This window comes from Pseudoduganella namucuonensis (assembly GCF_900116645.1).
Taxonomy (GTDB): domain Bacteria; phylum Pseudomonadota; class Gammaproteobacteria; order Burkholderiales; family Burkholderiaceae_D; genus Rugamonas; species Rugamonas namucuonensis.
Genome location: NZ_FPBO01000007.1, coordinates 201,231 through 221,317, shown reverse-complemented (window position 1 = coordinate 221,317; position 20,087 = coordinate 201,231). Strand labels below are relative to the sequence as shown.

General features: G+C 66.9%; 21 protein-coding genes. 11 read left to right on the top strand and 10 right to left on the bottom strand.

The features are described from left to right. Nucleotides 1-26: 26 nt before the first annotated feature. The gene (gene pyrF / locus BM436_RS10345; RefSeq protein ID WP_093555423.1) at nucleotides 27-854 is read left to right on the top strand and encodes an orotidine-5'-phosphate decarboxylase; all 828 of its coding nucleotides are present in this window, start codon (nucleotides 27-29) and stop codon (nucleotides 852-854) included. Here pyrF and sbcB read toward each other — a convergent pair. Then, nucleotides 848-2,296, bottom strand: a complete 1,449-nt coding sequence (gene sbcB / locus BM436_RS10340) for an exodeoxyribonuclease I (protein ID WP_093555422.1) — start codon at nucleotides 2,294-2,296, stop codon at nucleotides 848-850. The genes pyrF and sbcB overlap by 7 nt on opposite strands. A gap of 88 nt (nucleotides 2,297-2,384) precedes the next feature. Between sbcB and BM436_RS10335 the strand changes: the two genes are divergently transcribed. Further along, entirely contained in the window at nucleotides 2,385-2,957 is a 573-nt protein-coding gene (locus BM436_RS10335) for a DUF5610 domain-containing protein (RefSeq protein ID WP_177307097.1), read from the top strand. On the opposite strand, the gene BM436_RS10330 is transcribed toward BM436_RS10335, so the two are convergent. Then, nucleotides 2,954-3,934, bottom strand: a complete 981-nt coding sequence (locus BM436_RS10330) for a GGDEF domain-containing protein (RefSeq protein ID WP_093555421.1) — start codon at nucleotides 3,932-3,934, stop codon at nucleotides 2,954-2,956. The two genes, BM436_RS10335 and BM436_RS10330, sit on opposite strands and share 4 nt — an antisense overlap. Before the next feature lie 110 nt (nucleotides 3,935-4,044). Between BM436_RS10330 and BM436_RS10325 the strand changes: the two genes are divergently transcribed. Beyond that, the gene (locus BM436_RS10325) at nucleotides 4,045-4,824 is read left to right on the top strand and encodes a helical backbone metal receptor (protein ID WP_093555420.1); all 780 of its coding nucleotides are present in this window, start codon (nucleotides 4,045-4,047) and stop codon (nucleotides 4,822-4,824) included. Nucleotides 4,825-4,866: 42 nt separating this feature from the next. On the opposite strand, the gene BM436_RS10320 is transcribed toward BM436_RS10325, so the two are convergent. From BM436_RS10320 to BM436_RS10310, 3 genes are all read right to left on the bottom strand, one after another. Next, on the bottom strand, nucleotides 4,867-5,232 hold the full coding sequence (locus tag BM436_RS10320) for an HPF/RaiA family ribosome-associated protein (protein WP_093555481.1): 366 nt from the start codon (nucleotides 5,230-5,232) through the stop codon (nucleotides 4,867-4,869). A gap of 158 nt (nucleotides 5,233-5,390) precedes the next feature. Beyond that, nucleotides 5,391-6,668, bottom strand: a complete 1,278-nt coding sequence (locus BM436_RS10315) for an MFS transporter (RefSeq protein ID WP_093555419.1) — start codon at nucleotides 6,666-6,668, stop codon at nucleotides 5,391-5,393. A gap of 135 nt (nucleotides 6,669-6,803) precedes the next feature. Then, nucleotides 6,804-7,829 (bottom strand): CDP-6-deoxy-delta-3,4-glucoseen reductase, encoded by a 1,026-nt coding sequence (locus BM436_RS10310; RefSeq protein WP_093555418.1) that lies wholly within the window; start codon nucleotides 7,827-7,829, stop codon nucleotides 6,804-6,806. A 12-nt stretch (nucleotides 7,830-7,841) separates the two neighbouring features. Between BM436_RS10310 and BM436_RS10305 the strand changes: the two genes are divergently transcribed. The 3 genes from BM436_RS10305 (at nucleotide 7,842) to BM436_RS10295 (ending at nucleotide 9,523) form a co-directional block, all read left to right on the top strand. Next, a complete protein-coding gene (locus BM436_RS10305) occupies nucleotides 7,842-8,747 on the top strand; it encodes an SDR family oxidoreductase (RefSeq protein ID WP_093555417.1) in 906 nt (301 codons plus the stop codon). Nucleotides 8,748-8,780: 33 nt separating this feature from the next. Beyond that, a complete protein-coding gene (locus BM436_RS10300) occupies nucleotides 8,781-9,035 on the top strand; it encodes a hypothetical protein (protein ID WP_093555416.1) in 255 nt (84 codons plus the stop codon). 248 nt (nucleotides 9,036-9,283) lie between these two features. Then, entirely contained in the window at nucleotides 9,284-9,523 is a 240-nt protein-coding gene (locus tag BM436_RS10295; protein ID WP_093555415.1) for a hypothetical protein, read from the top strand. A 74-nt stretch (nucleotides 9,524-9,597) separates the two neighbouring features. Here the strand turns inward: BM436_RS10295 and BM436_RS10290 are convergent, their stop codons facing one another. The 4 genes from BM436_RS10290 to BM436_RS10275 form a co-directional block, all read right to left on the bottom strand. Then, nucleotides 9,598-10,377: a glycine-rich domain-containing protein gene (locus BM436_RS10290; RefSeq protein WP_093555414.1), complete on the bottom strand. Its 780-nt coding sequence runs from the start codon at nucleotides 10,375-10,377 to the stop codon at nucleotides 9,598-9,600. Between the two features lie 160 nt (nucleotides 10,378-10,537). Beyond that, the gene (locus BM436_RS37010) at nucleotides 10,538-11,329 is read right to left on the bottom strand and encodes a glycine-rich domain-containing protein (protein ID WP_093555413.1); all 792 of its coding nucleotides are present in this window, start codon (nucleotides 11,327-11,329) and stop codon (nucleotides 10,538-10,540) included. 135 nt (nucleotides 11,330-11,464) lie between these two features. Beyond that, nucleotides 11,465-13,288 (bottom strand): sensor histidine kinase, encoded by a 1,824-nt coding sequence (locus tag BM436_RS10280; RefSeq protein ID WP_093555412.1) that lies wholly within the window; start codon nucleotides 13,286-13,288, stop codon nucleotides 11,465-11,467. A gap of 153 nt (nucleotides 13,289-13,441) precedes the next feature. Next, nucleotides 13,442-15,214, bottom strand: coding sequence for a glutamine--tRNA ligase/YqeY domain fusion protein (locus BM436_RS10275; protein ID WP_093555411.1), 1,773 nt, complete (start codon nucleotides 15,212-15,214; stop codon nucleotides 13,442-13,444). 134 nt (nucleotides 15,215-15,348) lie between these two features. On the opposite strand from BM436_RS10275, the gene BM436_RS10270 reads away from it, so the two are divergent. The 4 genes from BM436_RS10270 to BM436_RS10255 are packed head-to-tail and all read left to right on the top strand — an operon-like array spanning nucleotide 15,349 to nucleotide 17,844. Next, nucleotides 15,349-15,642, top strand: a complete 294-nt coding sequence (locus BM436_RS10270; protein ID WP_093555410.1) for a DnaJ domain-containing protein — start codon at nucleotides 15,349-15,351, stop codon at nucleotides 15,640-15,642. Nucleotides 15,643-15,695: 53 nt separating this feature from the next. Continuing rightward, the gene (locus tag BM436_RS10265; RefSeq protein WP_093555409.1) at nucleotides 15,696-16,202 is read left to right on the top strand and encodes a hypothetical protein; all 507 of its coding nucleotides are present in this window, start codon (nucleotides 15,696-15,698) and stop codon (nucleotides 16,200-16,202) included. After that, the gene (locus tag BM436_RS10260; RefSeq protein WP_093555408.1) at nucleotides 16,202-16,972 is read left to right on the top strand and encodes a hypothetical protein; all 771 of its coding nucleotides are present in this window, start codon (nucleotides 16,202-16,204) and stop codon (nucleotides 16,970-16,972) included. Before BM436_RS10265 ends, BM436_RS10260 begins: the two co-directional genes overlap by 1 nt. Next, nucleotides 16,972-17,844: a hypothetical protein gene (locus BM436_RS10255; protein ID WP_093555407.1), complete on the top strand. Its 873-nt coding sequence runs from the start codon at nucleotides 16,972-16,974 to the stop codon at nucleotides 17,842-17,844. The genes BM436_RS10260 and BM436_RS10255 overlap by 1 nt, the downstream gene beginning before the upstream one ends. Here BM436_RS10255 and BM436_RS10250 read toward each other — a convergent pair. Then, nucleotides 17,835-18,767, bottom strand: coding sequence for a LysR substrate-binding domain-containing protein (locus tag BM436_RS10250; protein ID WP_093555406.1), 933 nt, complete (start codon nucleotides 18,765-18,767; stop codon nucleotides 17,835-17,837). The genes BM436_RS10255 and BM436_RS10250 overlap by 10 nt on opposite strands. Nucleotides 18,768-18,863: 96 nt before the next feature. Between BM436_RS10250 and BM436_RS10245 the strand changes: the two genes are divergently transcribed. Continuing rightward, entirely contained in the window at nucleotides 18,864-20,084 is a 1,221-nt protein-coding gene (locus BM436_RS10245) for an MFS transporter (RefSeq protein WP_093555405.1), read from the top strand. Nucleotides 20,085-20,087: the final 3 nt, after the last annotated feature.

The window sequence follows — 20,087 nt, the reverse complement described above, 5'->3', positions numbered from 1 at the left end:
TTGCAATCGCCTATCGGAGGGACGTCGTGACTTTTATCAATAAATTGAATGCCGCCTGGGCGGCCAACGACTCCCTGTTGTGCGTCGGCCTGGACCCGGACATGGCCAAGCTGCCGGCCAGCTTCCAGAACGACCCGAACGGCATCTACCGCTTCTGCACCGAGATCATCGACGCGACCGCCGACCTGGCCTGCTCGTTCAAGCCGCAGATCGCCTATTTCGCCGCGCTGGGCGCCGAGCGCCAGCTGGAGGACATCTGCGCCTACGCGCGCGAGCACTACCCGCACATTCCGCTGATCCTGGACGCCAAGCGCGGCGACATCGGCGCCACCGCGCGCCAGTACGCGCGCGAAGCCTACGACCGCTACGGCGCGGACGCGGTCACCGTCAATCCCTACATGGGTTCGGACTCGGTGGAGCCCTACATGGAGTGGGCGGACCGGGGGGTGATTATCCTGTGCCGCACCTCCAACGCCGGCGGTTCCGACCTGCAGTTCCTGGACGTGGGCGGCCGGCCGCTGTACCAGCACGTGGCGCGCCTGGTGGCCGACAAGTGGAACGCCAACGGCCAGTGCGCGCTGGTGGTGGGCGCCACCTTCCCCGAGGAACTGGCGCAGGTGCGCGCCATCGTGGGCGACATGCCGCTGCTGGTGCCGGGCATCGGCGCGCAGGGCGGCGACATCGCCGCCACGGTCAAGTCGGGCCGCACGGCGAACGGCGCCGGCATGATGATCAACTCCTCGCGCGCCATCCTGTACGCCGCGGAACAGCCGGGCGAGGACTTCGCCGCCGCCGCCCGCCGCGTCGCCCTGGAAACCCGCGACGCCATCAACCAGTACCGCGCCGCTCAATAACGCTGCGGGGCGATCATCTCGGCGTAGTCGTACAGCGCGCCGAGGATCTCCTCGCCGCGCTCGTCGGCCGATTCCGACAGCTGGTCGATCTCGCCGAACAGTTGCTCGACCGTGCGCGCGCCGGCGGCGCCCTCGAACAGGCGCGCGGCGCGGTGCTGTTCCCAGTGCTCCGCCTCCTGCTCGGACAAGGTCTCCGGGAAGTTGCGCGCGCGGTAGCGGAACACCAGCTCCGGCAGGCGCGGGTCGTCGAAATGCGGCGTCATCGTCGCCAGCCTGGCGGCCGGCTCGCGCCGCAGCGATTCCAGCAGGCGGCGGTCGCCGTTGCCGATGAAGCCGCCGTACAGGTCCTCGTCCACGTCCGTTTCCTCGGCCGCGCCGGGACGGTGGTAGACCTCGGCCCACACGGCGCCCAGGTCCGGCCCCGCCGCCGCGATCTGCGCGTGGCGCTTGGCCTGTTCCAGGTCCAGGCCCCAGCGCGCCGCCATCTGTGGCGACAGCGTCTTCAGGTTGGACACCAGCATCGGCGATTTGTTCAGGTGGATGCTCTTGATCGGCAGCCGCGTCACGCCTTCTGGCAGCGCGTCCGAGCGCGTGAACATGCGCAGACGGATGGTGTCCGCGTCCAGCGTGTACAGTTCACTCGGATCGTAACTGCAATCCCAGACGATGACCTCGTTCTTGTTGGTCGGATGCGTGCCCAGCGGCCACACCAGGCCGATGCAGCCGCGCTCGGCGGGGAACATGCCGGTCACGTGCAGGAAGGGCTGGCGCAGCTGCGGCGCCAGGTGCATGCCGATCTCGTCGGCCACTCGGTCCTTCTTGTGCAGCGCCAGGCAGAAATCGAACAGGCGCGGCTGTTTTGAACGGATCAGCCGCGCCAGCGCGATGGTGGCGCGCACGTCGGACAGCGCGTCGTGCGCCGCTTCGTGCGCCAGGCCGTTGGCGGCGGCCAGGTGTTCCAGCCGGAAGCTGGGCTTGCCGTCCTCGCGGGTCGGCCACTCGATGCCCTCCGGACGCAGCGCGTAGGTCATGCGCACCACGTCCAGCAAGTCCCAGCGGCCGCACTGGTTTTGCCACTCGCGCGCATACGGGTCGATCAGGTTGCGCCAGAACATGAAGCGGGTGATCTCGTCGTCGAAGCGTATGGTGTTGTAGCCCACGCCGATGGTGCCGGGCGTGGCGAAGGCTTGCTCGATGGTGGCGGCGAACTTGTGCTCGGGCACGCCCCATTCCAGGCACTGCTGGGGCGTGATGCCGGTGATCAGGCAGGATTGCGGATCCGGCAGGAAATCGGGCGCCGGCGCGCAATACAGCATGATAGGCTCGCCTATCTCGTTCAGCTCGGCGTCCGTGCGTATGGCGGCAAACTGTGCAGGGCGGTCGCGGCGCGGTTGCGCGCCGAAGGTTTCATAGTCGTGCCAAAGAAAAGTTTGCGTGCTCATGGATTCGTTCTGTTCTCGAAGTGGCGGCTACAGTTCGCCGCGCAATGGCCGATATGATAAAGGGGAATGGTGCAACCAGGAGAAAATCATGGCCGGTCCAGCTTCATTAGGCAGTCCCAAGACGGCGCAGGGCGCCCAGCCCGAACGGGTCGCCGGCAAGGACGCGGCGGCGCCGCCGCCCCGCGTGCAGGCGCGCCAGCAGCTCAACGCCTCCATCATCCAGTCTTCCATTTCGGTCGCCATCGGCGCGGGCGACGAGCCCATGGCGCTGCTCTACAAATCGGCGATGACCAGCATCAACGAGGCGCTGGCGCCCGAATTCGGCCCGGACGCGATCCAGAACGCCGCCGGCCAGGACAACTCGCCGGAGGGGACGGCCGGCCGCATCGTGTCGATGTCCACCGCGTTCTACGAGGCCTACAAGCAGCAGCACGCCGGCGAGGACGAGGCCACCGTGCTGCGGCAGTTCATGGATACGATACAGGTCGGCGTCGACCAGGGGTTCAAGGAGGCGCGCGATATCCTGCAGGGCCTGAAGGTGCTGGACGGCGGCATCGCGGCCAATATCGACAAGACGGAGGAACTGGTGCGGCAGGGGCTGGCCGAATTCGCCGGTTCGCTGCAAGGCCCGGAAAAAAACGCGGAAACGCAGCGGGCCTAGAACAGGCTTTCCTGCGCGGCGACCCGGTCGCGCCCGCCGTCCTTGGCGCGGTACAGGGCGGCGTCGGCGGTGGCGATCAGGCCATGGTCGTCCTGGCCCGGCGCCAGGCTGGCCACGCCCAGCGAGGCCGTGATGTGCGGCATGGGCGCGCGCGTGTCGCGGAACACCACGGCCTGGCGGATGCGCTCGCACAGCCGTTCCGCCACCACCACCGCCACCTTGTCGCTGGTGTCCGGCAGCAGCACCATCATTTCCTCGCCGCCGTAGCGCACCGCGCAATCGGACGGCCGCAGCGCGCCGCTCAGCACCTGGGCCGCCGCGCGCAGGGCCTGGTCGCCGGCCAGGTGGCCATGGGTGTCGTTGAACTTCTTGAAGTGGTCCAGGTCTATCATGATGAGCGACAGCGGCCGGCCCGTGCCGTGCGCGGTGGCCACCATTTCCGGCAGCAGGTCGTTCAGCCAGGCGCGGTTGTACAGCCCGGTCAGGCCGTCGATCATGGACATCTGGCGGTAGAACTCGCCCAGTTTCTGGCGCCGGCGCAGTTGCGCGTTGGCGGCGCGGATGCGGAAGGAGAGCAGGCGCAGCAGGTTGCGGGCGATGCCGTTAGACGCCTCGATCAGCTTCCACACCGTCTCGGCCTCGATCACCAGCACCTCGCTGTCCTCCAGCGCGGTGATGGCGGCCAGGTTGGCCTCCTCGTCCAGCACCGACTGCTCGCCCACGCTTTCGCCCGGCAGCACCTTGCTGATGGTGCCGTCGGCCAGGCCCGAGCGCGTGTCGCCCGCCACCGACAGCGCGCCGCGCAGCACGATGTAGAGGCGCGCGCGGCCGCCGTTGGCGACCGGCTGGCCTTGGCCGACGCCCACCACCGGGCTGTTGCCCAGCAGCCGCGCCGCCACGGCCGTGTCGGCGTCGCGGAACAGTTGCAAGTCCCCGATGTTGTATGGGGAAGCGCCGAAGGTGCTGATTTGCTTCAAGATAGATAGTCCCTGGGAAAGATAGCAAATCATAGCGCAAAGGGTCCGCCCGCTGGCACAGGAGAGTCCGCTTGTGTTTCAATACTGCGACGCCAAGACACCTTACCGACATGACCCACACCGACGCCCTCGGCCGGCGCCACGCCGCCGACCCCAACGCCCGCATCGTTTCACTGGTGCCCTCGATCACCGAACTGCTGTGCGAGCTGGGGCTGGCGCCCCGATTGGCGGGACGCACCGGCTTCTGCATCCATCCCGCCGGCGTGGTGCGCGACATTCCCAAGGTGGGCGGCACCAAGGACGTGAACCTGAAGAAGATCCGCGCGCTGGCGCCCACCCACGTGATCGTCAACATCGACGAGAACGAGAAGCCGACCGCCGACGCGCTGGCCGGGTTCGTGCCCCACGTGGTGGTCACGCATCCGCTGGCGCCGCGCGACAACCTGGAACTGGCGCGCCTGATGGGCGGCATCTTCTGCGCCGACGAGAAGGCCGAGGCCTGGTGCGCCGCCTTCGAGGCGGAATACGCCGCCTTGCGGGCCATGCCGAAGGCGCCGCCGCGGACGGTGCTGTACTGCATCTGGCAGGATCCATGGATGAGCATTTCCAGCGACACCTACATCGCGCGCATGCTGGCGGAAATCGGCTGGAGCGTGCCGGACCTGGGCGAGGCGCGCTATCCGCGCTTCGACTGGACGCCGGAACTGCTGGCGCGGGTGGACCAGGTGCTGCTGTCGTCCGAGCCCTACCGCTTCACGGAGGCGCATGTGGACGCGCTCGAGCGGCAGATCGGCAAGCCGGTGCAACTGGTGGATGGGGAAATGATGTCCTGGTACGGCAGCAGGGCGCTGCTGGGACTGGGCTATTTGCGCCAACTGGCGCGGCGCTGAGGGCCGCGCCAGCCGGCGTAAGCGATGGCTTTCAGTGTCGCGTTATTCGCTGGTTTCCTCGTCGGTCACCTCGGGCACGGGCGCGGTGGCGTGGCGCTTGTCGTACAGGCGGCCCAGGGCGCTGTCGATGGCGCGCTTGAGCTTGTCGGCGGCGCCGTTGATGGCCTGGTGCAGGGTGGCCGCGTGGGCGCTGACGGCGATCGGCTGATAGCCGTTCACGCGCGCTTCCAGCAGGCAACGGTTGTCGCCGTCCTCGGATTTGTGGCTGTTGTTGTCGCTCAGGTGCGCTTCGACCCGGCTGATGTGCTCGGCGAAACGGCCGATCGCGGCTTGTACGACGGTTTGTACATGGTCATCCAGGCCGGCATGACGTTCAATGGTCTTATCGGTATTGACGTTGATCTGCATATACTGCTCCCGTTTGTTCATCAAGGCAGGGCCGGTTTTGCCGGTCATGCAAGTCCATCTTACTCCTTTTGGGCGGACGCGCCAGTTAAGTGCACCACCGAAGTCAGGTATTGCACAAAGGCGGTGCGTTCCGCGTGGAAATGTCTAGAATGGACGGCTTAGGCGGCCTTGCCGTCTTTGCCCGCCCCGCCCGCGGCGGCCGCCTCGCGCTCGGCGTGCGGGAAGCGGTCCATGCGCGACAGCACGGGGAACAGCACCGTCCACAAGCCGGTCACCGCCAGCGTGGCCGCGCCGCCGAACACCACCGCGCGCGACAGGCCGAACCATCCCGCCGTGACGCCCGATTCGAATTCCCCCAGCTCGTTGGAGGCGCCGATGAACACGGCGTTCACCGCGCTGACGCGGCCGCGGATGGCGTCCGGCGTCTCGTACTGCACCAGCAGATGGCGCACGTAGACGCTGATCATGTCGCCGGCGCCCATCAGGAACAGCGCGGCCAGCGCCAGCCAGAAGCTGGCGGTCGAGCCCAGCACGACGGTGCCGGCGCCGAACACGGCCACGCCGCCGAACATCCACAGGCCGACGCGGCGCGTGATGGGGAAGAAGGCCAGCGCCACCGAGCACAGCGCCGCGCCCACGCCGGGCGCGGTGCGCAGCAGGCCCAGGCCGCCGGGGCCGACGTGCAGCACGTCCGCCGCCAGTGCCGGCAGCAGCGCGGTGGCGCCGCCGAACAGTACCGCGAACAGGTCCAGCGACATGGCGCCCAGCACGATGGGGCGCGACAGCACGAAGCGCATGCCCTCCATCACGCTGTGCCAGGTGGCAGGGTCCTTGTTGACGATCTGCGGCGCGCGCGTCATGCACATCAGCGCCACGGCCGCGACCAGCAGCGCCGAGGCGGCCACGAACACGGTGGGGGCGCCGTAGAAATACAGCAGGCCGCCCAGCGTGGGGCCGAGGATGACCGCGATGTGGAAGGTGGACGAGCTCAGCGCCACGGCCTTGCTGAAGCTGTCCGCCGGCACCAGGTTCATCAGCACGGCCTGGGTGGCCGGCATCATGAAGGCGCGCGCGCTGCCGAACAGCGTGAGGATCAGGAACACGGGCCACACCTCGCGGCTGCCGCCCAAGGTGAAGCCCAGCAGCAGCAAGCCGCACAGCAGCTGCGCGCCCAGGCACAGCGCGATGATGTTGCGGCGGTTGTAGCGGTCCGCCACGTGGCCGGCGGGCAGGATCAGCATCAGGAAGGGCGCGAACTGCGCCAGGCCGATCAGGCCCAGGTCGTACAGGTTGCCGGTCATCGCGTACACGTGCCAGCCGATGGCGACGTGCTGCATCTGCACGGCGAGCGTGCCGAGGATGCGGGCGGACAGGTAGAAGGCGAAATTGCGGTGCTTGAGAACGGAGAAGCCGTTCGATGAGGGGGCGGTGGGCATAAGGGCGAGAAGAGGGCGGCGGGCTGGAAGCCCTCTATTGTGCCTGAACCCGCCGCCGCCCGCAGAAAGCGGCGTCGACAGCGCCGTGGGGTCTGACCCCAAACGCGGTCGATGCCGCTTCGGGGCGGCAACTTTTTACGGGTTGGCCAGGTCGGCCTCGGTGGTGAAGGCGTCGGCGTAGAACTCGTCCTCCGGCAGCCGGCATCGCTGGACGAAGTCGCGCTTGGCCGATTCGACCATGATGGGCGCGCCGCAGGCGTAGACCTGGTGGCCGGACAGGTCGGGCAGGTCGGCCATCACGGCCTGGTGCACGAAGCCGTCGCGGCCGGTCCAGTTGTCCTCCGGCAGCGCGTTCGAGATCACCGGCACGTAGTCGAAGTTGGGCAGGTCTTGCGCCCACTGGCGGCACAGCGCGTCCATGTACAGGTCCCGGGGACGGCGCCCGCCCCAGTACAGCACCATCTTGCGCTCCGATTTGATCCCCGCCATATGCTCGACGATGGCCTTGATCGGCGCGAAACCGGTGCCCGAGGCCAGCAGCACCATGGGCTTGTCCGAGTCCTCGCGCACGAAGAAGGTGCCCAGCGGACCCTCGAAGCGCAGGATGTCGCGCTCCTTCATGGTGCTGAACACCTGGTCGGTGAACAGGCCGCCCGGCATGTGGCGGATGTGCAGCGTGATCGGGCCGCCGTCCGGCGCCGTGGCCATGCTGTAGCTGCGGCGCTTGCCGTCGCGCAGCATGAATTCGATGTACTGGCCGGCGCGGTATTTCAGCGTTTCATTGGCCGGCAACTGCAGCGAGATGACCACGACATCCGGCGCCACCTTCTCCAGCGTCGCCACGCGCGAGGGCATTTTCTTCAGCGGGTAGTCGCTGCTGCCCGCCACTTCGCGCGCCTCGATCACCAGGTCGCTGTGCGGCGTGGCGCAGCAGAACAGCGACAGGCCGGCCGCCTCTTCCTCGGGCGGCAGCGCGCGCTGCTGGTGCGCCTTGTGCGTGACGCCGCCGGCCACCACCTTGCCCTTGCAGGAGCTGCAGGCGCCGTTCTTGCAGCCGTAGGGCAGGCCGACGCCCGCGCGCATGGCGGCCGCCAGCACGGTTTCATCCTCTTCACAGCTGAACTGGTGACCACTCGGCTGAACGGTAATCTGGAACGTCATACAATCCTTGTTATGAAAAATCTCAACATTAATAAATTCTCTCGTCCGCGCCTGCTGATCCTGGGCTGCGGCGATGTGGGCATGCGCTTGCTGCCCTTGGTGCGCGGCAAGTTTCGCGTGTTCGCCGTCACCAGCCAGCCGGAGCGCTGCGCCGAGTTGCGCGCCGCCGGCGCCGTGCCGCTGGTGGCCGACCTGGACCGGCCCGCCACGCTGCGCCGCCTGGCCGGCCTGGCGCGGTATGTGGTGCATCTGGCGCCGCCCCAGCTGGACGGGACGACCGACAGGCGCACGCGGAATTTGAGCGCCATTTTACCAGCCGGCGGGCGCGTGGTTTACATCAGCACCACCGGTGTCTACGGCGATTGCGGCGGCGCCTGGATCGACGAGGCGCGCCCGGTGGCGCCGCGCAACCCCCGCGCGCACCGCCGCGTGGACGCCGAGCGGGCGCTGCGCCGCTGGAGCGTGGGCGCCGGCGCCGCCCTGTCCATTCTGCGCGTGCCCGGCATTTACGCCGAGGACCGCCTGCCGCTCAAGCGCCTGGAGCAGGGCACGCCGGCGCTGCGCGCGCAGGACGACGTCTACACCAACCACATCCACGCGGACGACCTGGCGCGGGCGATCGCCGCCGCCCTGTTCAAGGGCGCGCCGGGCCGGGTCTACAACGCGGTGGACGACAGCGACATGAAGATGGCCGACTACTTCGACGCCGTGGCCGACGCCTTCGGCCTGCCGCGCCCGCCGCGCCTGCCGCGCGCCGAGCTGAGCGCCGTGGTCACGCCGGCGCTGCTGTCCTTCATGTCCGAATCGCGCCGGCTGCGCAACACGCGGCTGAAGCGGGAACTGGGCCTGCGGCTGCGCCACGCGCGGGTTGTGGACTGCCTACAACGTGTGCAAGGCAACCGTAAGCAATCTGAGTAATAATCATCTGACAAGAACCAGGCAGGAGAGCATATGCATTCCGTACCCAACCCCACCAAAGAGCAAGTGCGCGCGTACATGAGACAGCGGGGCAGGACCCAGATGCCGCCGCCATCGCCGGCCGAGATCCGCCGGCAGCTGGGCTGGTGCCATGAAAAAGACGCGCCCTTCCTGGTCTTCCCCTCCCCGCAGTTGGTGCTCATCCTCCCCGGCACCATGGCCCAGCTCAGCGCCCTGATGGCGGTCGAGTGGATGTTCGTGGCCTCCGGATTCCGGTTCGGACATTGAATTTTCCGTGAAAATCCTCACTTGGTAATTGCTACCACACGGCGGACGCGAAAAAACTCTCAAATTCTCACTTTTTTCGCGTTAGATTAGCCGATAGGCAATAAAAGCGTGTATCATACGGCTCATGTGCTATAAAACATAGCAAAAGCCATATGGACGCTAGCGCTACCTTGCATTTTTACGGTAAATATTTTGTCAATGTGTCGTTTTTTTTCCTGAAGACGACCAGAACCTGAACGAATCTGACCATGTCTCTCAAAGAAATCACCTCTTCGGCAACTTACAATCCCAACCGCGTGCTGGACGCGATCATCGAGAAGCTGCAGCTCAAAAACGACGCCGCCCTGTCGCGTGCGTTGGAGGTGGCTCCGCCGGTGATCAGCAAGATCCGTCACAACACGCTGCCCATCGGCGCGACCATCTTGATCCGCATGCATGAAATCAGCGATTTCAGCATCCGCGAATTGCGCGAAATGATGGCCGCCTGAGCGAGGGCGCCGGAATGCGAAACGGGCCGCTACCCTTTGCCAGGTAGCGGCCCGTTTTCGTTTGGTTTAGCGCTTTACGCCGCCGGGGTCAGGCGCGGACGCTCCGTGTACATGGCTTCCGCGCCGCGGGCCTGTTGCGACGGCACGCCGGAATAGGCCACCGATGGCACGCCGGAGTAGGCCGTCTTGGCTTGCTGCGATGGCACGCCCGAGTAGGCGACGGTGGGAACGCCGGAATAGGCCGTCTTGGCTTGCTGGGTCGGCACGCCGGAGTAAGCGGTTTTCGCCTGCTGGGTCGGCACGCCCGAGTAGGCCACGGTGGGCACGCCGGAGTAAGCCGTTTTGGCTTGCTGGGCCGGCACGCCGGAATAGGCAACCGTGGGCACGCCGGAGTAGGCCGTCCTGGCTTGCTGGCCGGGCACGCCGGAATACGCCACGCTCGGCGGCACGCCCGAGTAGGCCACGTCGGCGCGCAGATAGCTTTCGCCGAAGGTGGCCTCGTACAGCTCCTTCATGCGCTCGCCCACTTGGTGGTGGACGGCCTCGTCGTCCTCGCCGCGCAGGCCGATGTAGGGGAAGTGGTGCAGGAAATAGCCGAACACGGCGTCGCAATCCGTGGCGTACTTCATGGTGTCCAGAATATGGTAGTGCCAGAACGTGTCCACGTCCTGCAGCGGCGCCGTTTGTTCCTGGGGGAAGGTCTTCATCAGGTAGAGGAAGCGGCGGTATTCGAACTCGACGGCGTTGGCCTTTTGCAGGGACCAGCCTTCGCCGGACTCCTCGTGCATCAGTTTGACTTTGATCGGTTCCAGGTCGAGGTCTGCAATGGCTTTGAAGCTTTCAGCTGAAATCATGATTGAAATCCCTTATGCACGAAGTGTTGATGTGAAGCATCGAGTCCCAGTATAGGCCGCTTGTATCTGAATGCAAGCGACGTTCAATGGTGCGTGACGGCAATTTACAACAAGAAAAAGGGCCGCTCCGGGCAGCCCCTGTCACTACCGTTTTGCTAGTTTATTGGGCAGCTTGCGTCAGCCGAGGACGTTCGGTGTAGAAGCTGCTGACGGCTTGTTGCTGGTCTTGCACGGTTGCATTGGACTCGGCCGCTTGCGTGGCCACGCCGCAAAACGCGACTTGCGTCGCCACGCCGCAGAAGGCGGATTTGGTCGCCACGCCGCAGAAGGCTGGCTTGGTCGCGACGCCGCAGAATGCCGGTTTGGTCGCCACGCCGCAGAAGGCTGGCTTGGTCGCGACGCCGCAGAAGGCTGGCTTGGTCGCGACGCCGCAGAAGGCCGGTTTGGTCGCCACGCCGCAGAAGGCTGGCTTGGTCGCGACGCCGCAGAACGCGGGTTTGGTCGCCACGCCGCAGAAGGCCGCCTCGGTCGCTACGCCGCAAAAGGCGGCGTCGTTGCCGGAGGCGCCGCGGTCCAGCGCTTCGCCGAAGGTCTCGGCGTACAGTTGCTTCATGCGCTCGCCCATGCGTTCGAGCGCCGCCGCGTCGTCGTCGCCGCGCAGGCCGACGTAAGGAAAGTGGTGCAGGAAGTAGCCGAACACCGCTTCGCAATCGACCGCGTATTTCATGGTGTCCAGGATGTGATAGTGCCAGAACGTGTCCACGTCTTCGCCGGGCGCGGTGGGCTCGTTCGGATATTTCTTCATCAGCGTCAGGAAGCGGCGATATTCGAATTCAACAGCGTCGGCGTGCTCGCGGGTCCAGCCTTCGCCGGATTCCTTGTGCATCAGTTTGACTTTAAGCGGCTCCAGGTCGAGTTCCGCGATGGCTTTGAAGTCGTCGTTCGAGATCATTGGTCGTTCCTTTCAGTGGTTGAGCAGGGGGCACTGCAGAACCGATTCTTGACTAAAAGGAATGTTTATAACTTGATTTTTGTCAACATTCGTTCAGGAAGTTCCTACACGCAACAGATTTTTCCTAAACGGTGCTTAGACCGCTTCGAGATGCGGATAGGCCGCCGCCGCCTGTTCCAGCGGCACCGAGACGTGGATGGTGGTGCCGGAATGGGGGCTGCCGGTGATCGAGCATTCGCCGCCCAGGATGCTGATGCGCTCCTCGATGCCGACCAGGCCGAAGGAGCCGAACTTGTTGCGGCTGCGCGCGTGCAGGCCGACCCCGTTGTCGCTGATGATCATGCTCAGCACGCCGTCCTGCTGGCGCAGCTCGACCCGCACCAGGCTGGCGTGCGCGTGCTGCAGCACATTGCTCAGCGACTCCTGCAGGATGCGGAAATAGGCGATGGCGCAGGTGTCGCCGATGGCGATTTCGCCGCCGCTTTCGATCAGTTCGCAGACGATGCCGGAGCGTTGCCGGAATTGCGCGATCTGCCACTCGACCGCCGCGCCCAGCCCCAGGTCCAGCACGTTGGGCCGCAGGTCGTTGATGATCTGGCGCACGCTCTTGATCGTGTAGTCGATTTGCGCCAGCGTGCAGCGGGCCCGCTCGTGCAGGCGCGGGTGGCGGTGGCTGGTGCGCGTGGTCAGCAGGTCGGCCTCGATGCGCAGCGCCAGCAGGTTCTGGCCCAGGTCGTCGTGGATCTCGCGCGCGATGCGCTTGCGCTCCTCCTCCTTGATCTGCTCGGCGTGCGCGGCCAGCCGGCGCAGCTTGTGGTGCGACAGCTGCAGCTTGGCCTGGCTCTCGCGCAACTCCTTGGTCATCGCCTTGGCCATGCGGATCGCCCGCAGGCGCGACGACGACAGGGCGTGGAACAGCGCGTAGATCAGCATGCTGCCGGCGAAACCCGTCAGCAGCGCCAGCCAGGGCAGGAAGGCGTCGAAGCGCGAATACAGCGAGCGCGTGGGCGCCGTGAAATGGGCGCGCCAGGTGCGGCCGTTGAAATCGATCGGCAGCGTGTAGGAAAACATGTCGTCGTCGGACGGCGAGGCCTTGTCCAGCTCGGCGCTGTCGAACAGCAGCGTGCCGCCGGTGGCCGAGGCCAGCGTGGCCGGATCGCTGTGCTCGCCGATGTCGTGCAAGGTCAGGCGGGCGTTGCGCACCGGCATTTCCTCCAGCGCCTCCAGCACCAGCCGGTACACGCTGAAGCCGATGCCGACCGAGCCGAGATAGGCGGCGCGGCGCTCCTCCACCGTGTCCAGCGGCACGTTCTGCCGGTACACGGGCAGGCGCATCGCCAGCGCCGGCCGCATGGCGCTGGAATCGAAGCCGATCGGCTGGCCGGAGGCGCTCAGTCCGCCCGTGTCGCGCGAGCGCGCCAGCGATTCGGCCACCGCCGGCCGCGCCGCGATGTCCATGCCGACCCGCTCCTTGAGTCCGGCGCCCGGCTCGATCAGCGAGATGATGGCGGCGTCGCGTTGCAGCACCGGCGGCTTGATCAGCAGGTCGGGGTAGTCGTCGCCGCCATGGCTGGGGCCGGTGCGCACATGCTGCTCGAACACCGCGCTCTGGCCGGCCGGCACGTGCTGGGCGAAATTGATGCTGATGATGGCGGGGAAGCTGCGCGGCAGGTCCATGCCCTGCACGTAGCGGTGGAAATTATCGCGCGAGACGGTGTCCACCGAATGGAAGAAGCTGGCGGTGCCGCGCAGCACGTCGGTGTAGGCCTTGATGCCGGTGGCGATGTTGAACTGGCTGCTGCGCGCCTGGTTGCGGAAGCGTTCGCCGGCCTCGGTCTCCAGCGACTTCAAGGTGGCGCCGTACAGCAGCACGCCGACCCCCAGCGACAGCAACAGGCCTGTCCACCACAAAGGCTTGGTCGGCGAGAACAGCTTCTTTTGTGCAAATAGCGTACGCATGCTGCAACAATGTTTCCTGACAAAAAGTCGATTGAATATATAGATTGCGGGTTAATTCCGTCAAGTATATTTTCTGACAAGCATCAGTTTTGTTGTGAAATGCGAAAAAAAACCGCCCGGAGGCGGTTTCGATCAACAGGTATCGGTTGGTGTTTATTTCGCGGTCCAGCTGTCTTTCAGCGTGACGATGCGGTTGAACACCGGCTTGCCCGGCCGCGTGTCCACCCTGTCCGCCACGAAGTAGCCGTGGCGCTCGAACTGGAAGCGCTGGTCGGCCGCGGCGTCCTTCATGCCCGGCTCCAGGTAGGCGGTCACCGTCTCCAGCGCGTTCGGGTTCAGCGAGGCGGTGAAGTCCTTGCCGCCGGCGTCCGGCTGCGGGTCGGTGAACAGGCGGTCGTACAGGCGCACCTCGGCCTCCAGCGCGGTGGCGGCCGACACCCAGTGGATGTTGCCCTTGACCTTGTAGGTGTCCGAACCCGGCGTGCCGGACTTGCTGTCCTCGAAGTACTTCACGCGCACGGCGGTGACCTTGCCGTCGCCGTCCTTGTCGTAGCCGGTGCACTCGGTCACGAAGCCGTGGCGCAGGCGCACGCGGCTGCCGGGCTGGTCGCCGATCGGCGGGTAGTAGCGGAAATAGCCCTTGCTGGGCGCCTCCATGAAGTCCTCCTCCTCGATCCACAGCTCGCGCGTGAACGGGAAGTTGCGCACGCCCATCTCGGGATGGTGCGGGTGCACCGGCGAGCTGCACGCCTCGCTGGCGCCCTCGGGGAAGTTCTCCACGATCAGCTTCAGCGGCCGCAGCACGGCGGTGGCGCGCGGCGCCTTGGGGTCCAGGTCCTCGCGCAGGCAGCCCTCCAGCGTGCTCATGTCGATCCAGCCATCGGACTTGGTCACGCCGATGCGCTCGCAGAACAGCTGGATCGCCTCCGGCGTGTAGCCGCGGCGGCGCAGGCCGACGATGGTGGGCATGCGCGGGTCGTCCCAGCCGGTCACCACGCCGTCGTCCACCAGCTGGCGCAGCTTGCGCTTGGAGGTGATCACATAGGTCAGGTTCAGGCGCGAGAACTCGTACTGGCGCGGCACCGGCATGGTGAAGAAGCCGCCGGCCGACAGGGTTTCCAGCAGCCAGTCGTAGAACGGGCGGTGGTCCTGGAATTCCAGGGTGCAGATCGAATGGGTGATGTTTTCCAGCGCGTCCGAGATCGGGTGCGTGTAGTCGTACATCGGGTAGATGCACCAGTCGTCGCCGGTACGCACGTGGTGCTCGTGGCGGATGCGGTAGATGGCCGGGTCGCGCATGTTCATGTTCGGCGACGACATCGCGTCCTCGCTGATCCTGGCGCGCAGGATGTGCTCGCCGTCCTTGTACTTGCCGGCCTTCATGTCGCGGAAGATTTGCAGCGATTCGGCGCGCGGGCGGTCGCGGAACGGCGAGTTGGTGCCCGGCGTGTTGAAATTGCCGCGGTTGGCCGCCATCTCCTCGGCGCTCTGGCTGTCGACGTAGGCGTAGCCCTGGTCGATCAGGTACTCGGCCATGGCGTACAGCTGGTCGAAGTAGTCGCTGGCGTGGTGCAGGTGCACCTCGGTGCCGGACGGGCCCTGCCAGTCCCACGAGAAGCCCAGCCATTTGACGCTGTCGATGATGGTGTCGACGTATTCCTGCTCTTCCTTGGCCGGGTTGGTGTCGTCGAAGCGCAGGTGGCAGCGGCCGTTGTAGTCGCGCGCCAGGCCGAAGTTCACGCAGATCGACTTGGCGTGGCCGACGTGCAGGTAGCCGTTCGGCTCGGGCGGGAAGCGGGTGATGACGGAAGGCATGCCCTCGCGAACATGGGTGCCGGCCGCCAGGTCGGACTCGACGATGGCGCGCAGGAAGTTCGATGGCAGCGCCGGCGCCGCGGTTGCAGGATTTTTTTTGTCGTTGCTCATGTAAAAAGGGCGGGGAAATGGGTCGAATTGCGGGCATTTTACCGCACGGGGCGGGCCCGGGCGGGACGGCTTGCGCTTTCTATAGGATAATTCGTCTTTAAAACATCAGGCATACGACCCTACGGAGTTTCCTTATGGAAAATTACTACAACGTGCTCGGTGTCGCGCCCAACGCCTCTGACGAGGAAATCAAGAAGGTTTACCGCTCGCTGGCGATGCGCTACCACCCGGACCGCAACCAGGCCCCGGGCGCGGACGCGCGCTTCAAGGCGATCGCCAAGGCTTACGAAATCCTGTCGGACCCGGTCAAGCGCGAGGAATACAACCAGAGCGTGAACCACCGCATCATCATCGACCCGGAAGCCGAGGCCTACCAGCTGTGGCGTTCCGTGTTCGGCCTGCACGGCGTGACGTTGCCGGCCGAGTAAGCAGTCTCGCGGCGCACGCGTGCGCCCGCCTCACCCAGAAAGAAGAGTACCCAATGAGAAAAGTCCACCCGGAATTCGCCTACCAGTCGCGTGAACTGGCCGGCCAGATCGACGGCATCCTGGGCGATCCGCCCGACCACAAGAACTACAAGCTGATGCTGAACGCCCTGGTGTCTGAATACGCCGGCGGCGGCGGCATCGAGGACGTCAACATGATGAGCTTCGCGCTGGTCGACGTGATCCGCTTCGACAACCCCAAGGCCATGCTGGACGAGGCCCAGGACTACGAGGACGGCGACCCGGCGCGCGTGTTCGCGCTGGCGTCGTGCCCGGACGGCGAGGCGGCGAAGATGTATGCTGCCATCGAGGAGAACTTTCCGGAGATCGGCCGCCAGGCCGTCATCACCGCCTTCCTGCACAAGCATCCGCGGCTGTGGGACGAGGACGACGTCTCGCTCGACCAGCTGGCCGAGGGCGACGATGGCGACGACGAGCATGACGACGAGGGCGGCGTCACCGACGACTTCGCCCAGATGTTTGACCAGGAAGGAGAGCATTGATGTCCGATAAAAATCTGCCCGCCATCAGCAAGCAGGTGACCGAGCTGGTCCTTGCCGGTTCGCTCAGCCACGCCGAGCAGGCCTTCGCCGACGCCGCCGACCAGTTCGGCGACTACGCGGTGGCCGAGGTGCTCGGCAGCATTCCGCCCCAGGTCACGGCGCTGCACATGGCCGGCTTCGACGGCGCCAAGATGTCGCTGGCGACGCTGCTGGTGCCGCCCAAGGCCTGGGCCGACAGCCTGGCCTTCTTCGCCGCCACCTTCCCGGACGACCTGATCGAGGACGACCCGGAGCGCCTGGCCGAGCAATTGTTCGCCCACATCCACGGCGTGGTGTTCTCCACCGAGGACGAGGAGCGCCGCCACGCGCTGCTGCAGGAGGCCTCGGCCACCGACCACGGCTGCACCGCCTTCGCCGTGCTGTTCTCGATGGCGCCCAAGGAGATCCTGGAGGTGGCCGGCGAGATCATCTCCAAGGGCCCCTACGTCAGCGGCCTGACCTCGGCCGACAACGACATCGTGCCGCTGGCCATCGCGCTGGCGCAAGCGTCCGAGGACGGCTGGGACCGTTCGCTGTTCGAACTATTCCCGGACTTCCGCCACAGCGCCGACCTGGCCGACGCCGAGTTCAGCGACGACCCGGACGACGAGCCCAAGTTCCTGCAGCGCAGCACCAAGGAATTGCTGTACCGCTTGCGCAAGCAGGTGCCGAGCACGCGCGGCGCGGCGCGCGCCGGGCGCCGCAGCATGGGCACGGGGATCTTCTCCTGATGCTGCCGGCACTCGTCAAGGAAAACCTGCCGCGGCTGACGCGCGCCATCCAGCTGCTGGCCGACGACCCGCGCGCCGACGCGGCGCTCACGCTGGCCGACGAGCTGACCGGCATCACCGCCATGGTGGCCGAGAAGTTCACCAACGACCGCACCGCCGACGGCATCGCCCGCGCGCTGCAGCTGACGGTGGGCGGCGTGTCGCTGGGGCTGGAGCAGGTGCTGGGCGTGGACAGCGACGCGGCCGCGCTGGACTTCCTGGTCGACAACGGCGCCGAGGCAGCGTTCCAGGCCGGCTTCCGCCAGGTCAAGGACCTGTCGCAGATGCCGGAGGACACGCTGATGGGCGAATACGACAACGATCCCGTGTACGCCCAGCGGCGCCTGCGCGACTTGTTCGTCGACATCTGCCTGGCCGACCCGAACCAGAACTGGTCCGGCCACGAGCGCTTCCAGACCCAGCTCAAGCAGCGCAAGGAGGTGCAGGCCATCGTGCGGCTGGCGGGCTGGCTGCGCCGCCACAACGACGGCGGCGCCGTCAGCGACACCGACCTGAACGCCGAGGGCGTGATCGCGCTGGCGATCATCTTCGCGGTGGAGGGCGGCGGGCGCGTGGTCGCGCGCGCCGGCCAGAAGGAGTTCGAGCGCTTCGTCAAGGCGGTGCGCAAGGCCAAGCCGGACTACGAGCAGGGCTGGGCCGAGCTGGTGGCCAAGGTGCCGGCGCAGCACCACCCGGTGCTGCTCGAGCGCATCGCCAGCTACCGCCACAGCTGCACCGTGCTCAAGCACATCCCCGGCCGCACGGCGATGAAGACCCTGTTCGCGGAACTGGAGAACTACGCCGGCTCCGAGCTGGAAGCCGACTACGGCTGAGCCATGGGCGCGGCCGCGGCGGACATCAGCGCCTCCTCGGCTGCCTCGCGCGCCTGCGCGATGAAGGCCTCCACCAGCGCGCCGCTGGCGTCCTTGCGCTGCGCCAGCGACAGCACGGTGTGCGCGTCCGGGTCGGCCAGCGGGCGGTAGCCCACCCCCTCCATGCGGATGCGGTCGAAAGAGCTGGGCAGCACCGAGATGCCGCAGCCGGCCGCCACCAGGCCGATGATGGTGGACGCCTCGCCCGCCTCCATCACGATGCGCGGCACGAAGCCCGCCTCGCGGCACAGCCGGAACAGCTGCGGGTACAGGCCGGTGCCGGTCGATTTCGGATACATGATGATGGGCTGGCCTTCCAGGTCGCGCACCGTCAGCGCCGGCGCGGTGAGCAGCGGCGAGCCGGCCGGCAGCACGGCCACCAGCGCGTCGCGCCGCAGCGCCGTCAGCATCACCGTGTCCGGGATCGCCGTCTCGGGCGGGCGCACGAAACCGAGGTCCAGTTCGCGGCTGTCCAGCAGGGCCAGCTGGGGCAGGGTGGCCAGCTCGCGCAGCGTCAGCGTGACGTCCGGGTAGCGCCGACGGTAGCGGTTGATGACCGCGGCGAACAGCGGCGTGAACGGCGTGGAGAAGGTGAAGCCGATGCGCAGCTCGCCCTCCTCGCCGCGTTCGGCGCGCCGCGCCGTGGCCATGGCCTGCTCGGACAGCGCCAGCACGCGGCGCGCGTCCGCCAGGAACAGCTTGCCCGCCTCCGTCAGGCGCACCCAGCGCTTGGTGCGCTCCAGCAGCCGCGCGCCCACCTCGGCCTCCAGGGCCTGGATCTGCTGGCTCAGCGGCGGCTGGCCGATGTGCAGGCGCTCGGCGGCGCGGGTGAAGCTCAGCTCTTCGGCGACGGCCACGAAGTAGCGCAGGTGGCGCAATTCCATAAGTGTTTTTAAGTATTAATAACGACTTAAATATATATTGGACAGTAATACCGCGCAATCCTAAGATGCGTCATCCCGACCCGAGGAAGACGCATCATGGCCATCGCCGCAGGCACCCCCGCTTTCAAACGCAGCAACCGCGCGCTGTTCTTCGGCGGCTTCTCCAGCTTCGCCCTGCTGTACAGCGTGCAGCCGCTGATGCCGCTGCTGGCCGGCCAGTTCGCGCTCACGCCGGCGCAAAGCAGCCTGGCGCTGTCGGTCTCCACCGCCGCGCTGGCCGTGTCGCTGCTGCTGGCCAGCGCCCTGTCGGACCGCGTCGGCCGCAAGCCGCTGATGGTGGCGGCGCTGGCCATCGCCGCCGCGCTGACGCTGGCCTGCGCCGCCGCCCAGAACTACGGGCAACTGCTCTTGATGCGCGCCGCGCTCGGCTTCGCGCTGGGCGGCATGCCGGCCATCGCCATGGCCTATCTTGCCGAAGAAATCGAACCGGCGTCGCTGGGCTGGTCGATGGGGCTTTACATCAGCGGCAGCGCCTTCGGCGGCATGGCGGGGCGGGTGCTCACTTCGGTGCTGAGCGACTTCTGGTCGTGGCGGGTGGCGATGGCGGCGCTGGGCGCGGCCGGCCTGCTGGCCGCGTGGGAGTTCTGGCGCAGCCTGCCCCGTTCGCGCAACTTCCGGCCGGTGGCCGGCGGCTGGCGCGCCCTGCCGGACGGCCTGCGCCTGCACCTGTCCGACGACGGCCTGCCGTGGCTGTTCGCGCTGGGCTTCCTGTTCATGGGCTGCATGGTCAGCGCCTACAACTACATCGGCTACCGCCTGCTGGACGCGCCGTTTGGCCTGCGCCAGAGCACCGTGGGCGCGATCTCCTTCCTCTACCTGCTGGGCATCTTCAGCTCGGTCTGGGCGGGGCGGCTGGCGGACAGGCTGGGGCGGCGCGGCGTGCTGTGGATCATGATCTTCGCCATGCTCGGCGGCCTGCTGCTCACGCTGAGCGATGCCCTGCCGCTGATCCTGGCCGGCATGGCGCTGTTCACCTTCGGCTTCTTCGCCTCGCACTCCATCGCCAGCAGCTGGGTGGGCCGGCGCGCGCAGGCGCCGCAGGCGCTGGCCTCCGCGCTCTACCTGTTCTTCTACTACCTGGGTTCCAGCGTGGTGGGCTGGCTGTGCGGCCTGCTGTGGGCCGGCGCCGGCTGGCCGGGCGTGGTGGCGCTGCTGGGCGGCTGCCTGGGTTGCGCGCTGTTGATCGCGCTCCGCCTGCGCCACTTGGCGCCGCTGCCGTCCGCCATGCCGATGGTGGTGCCGCGCGCGGCCAACTGAGCG

Bases quoted from the DNA above. Each gene is read 5' to 3' on its own strand.
- BM436_RS10325 (WP_093555420.1), top strand. From the start codon at position 4,045: ATGACCCACACCGACGCCCTCGGCCGGCGCCACGCCGCCGACCCCAAC.
- BM436_RS10305 (WP_093555417.1), top strand. From the start codon at position 7,842: ATGAAAAATCTCAACATTAATAAATTCTCTCGTCCGCGCCTGCTGATC.
- BM436_RS10270 (WP_093555410.1), top strand. From the start codon at position 15,349: ATGGAAAATTACTACAACGTGCTCGGTGTCGCGCCCAACGCCTCTGAC.
- BM436_RS10245 (WP_093555405.1), top strand. From the start codon at position 18,864: ATGGCCATCGCCGCAGGCACCCCCGCTTTCAAACGCAGCAACCGCGCG.
- BM436_RS10255 (WP_093555407.1), top strand. From the start codon at position 16,972: ATGCTGCCGGCACTCGTCAAGGAAAACCTGCCGCGGCTGACGCGCGCC.
- BM436_RS10265 (WP_093555409.1), top strand. From the start codon at position 15,696: ATGAGAAAAGTCCACCCGGAATTCGCCTACCAGTCGCGTGAACTGGCC.
- BM436_RS10280 (WP_093555412.1), bottom strand. From the start codon at position 13,288: ATGCGTACGCTATTTGCACAAAAGAAGCTGTTCTCGCCGACCAAGCCT.
- BM436_RS10310 (WP_093555418.1), bottom strand. From the start codon at position 7,829: ATGACGTTCCAGATTACCGTTCAGCCGAGTGGTCACCAGTTCAGCTGT.
- BM436_RS10335 (WP_177307097.1), top strand. From the start codon at position 2,385: ATGGCCGGTCCAGCTTCATTAGGCAGTCCCAAGACGGCGCAGGGCGCC.
- BM436_RS10320 (WP_093555481.1), bottom strand. From the start codon at position 5,232: ATGCAGATCAACGTCAATACCGATAAGACCATTGAACGTCATGCCGGC.
- BM436_RS10260 (WP_093555408.1), top strand. From the start codon at position 16,202: ATGTCCGATAAAAATCTGCCCGCCATCAGCAAGCAGGTGACCGAGCTG.
- BM436_RS10315 (WP_093555419.1), bottom strand. From the start codon at position 6,668: ATGCCCACCGCCCCCTCATCGAACGGCTTCTCCGTTCTCAAGCACCGC.
- BM436_RS10300 (WP_093555416.1), top strand. From the start codon at position 8,781: ATGCATTCCGTACCCAACCCCACCAAAGAGCAAGTGCGCGCGTACATG.
- BM436_RS10275 (WP_093555411.1), bottom strand. From the start codon at position 15,214: ATGAGCAACGACAAAAAAAATCCTGCAACCGCGGCGCCGGCGCTGCCA.
- BM436_RS10290 (WP_093555414.1), bottom strand. From the start codon at position 10,377: ATGATTTCAGCTGAAAGCTTCAAAGCCATTGCAGACCTCGACCTGGAA.
- BM436_RS10295 (WP_093555415.1), top strand. From the start codon at position 9,284: ATGTCTCTCAAAGAAATCACCTCTTCGGCAACTTACAATCCCAACCGC.
- BM436_RS37010 (WP_093555413.1), bottom strand. From the start codon at position 11,329: ATGATCTCGAACGACGACTTCAAAGCCATCGCGGAACTCGACCTGGAG.
- sbcB (WP_093555422.1), bottom strand. From the start codon at position 2,296: ATGAGCACGCAAACTTTTCTTTGGCACGACTATGAAACCTTCGGCGCG.
- BM436_RS10250 (WP_093555406.1), bottom strand. From the start codon at position 18,767: ATGGAATTGCGCCACCTGCGCTACTTCGTGGCCGTCGCCGAAGAGCTG.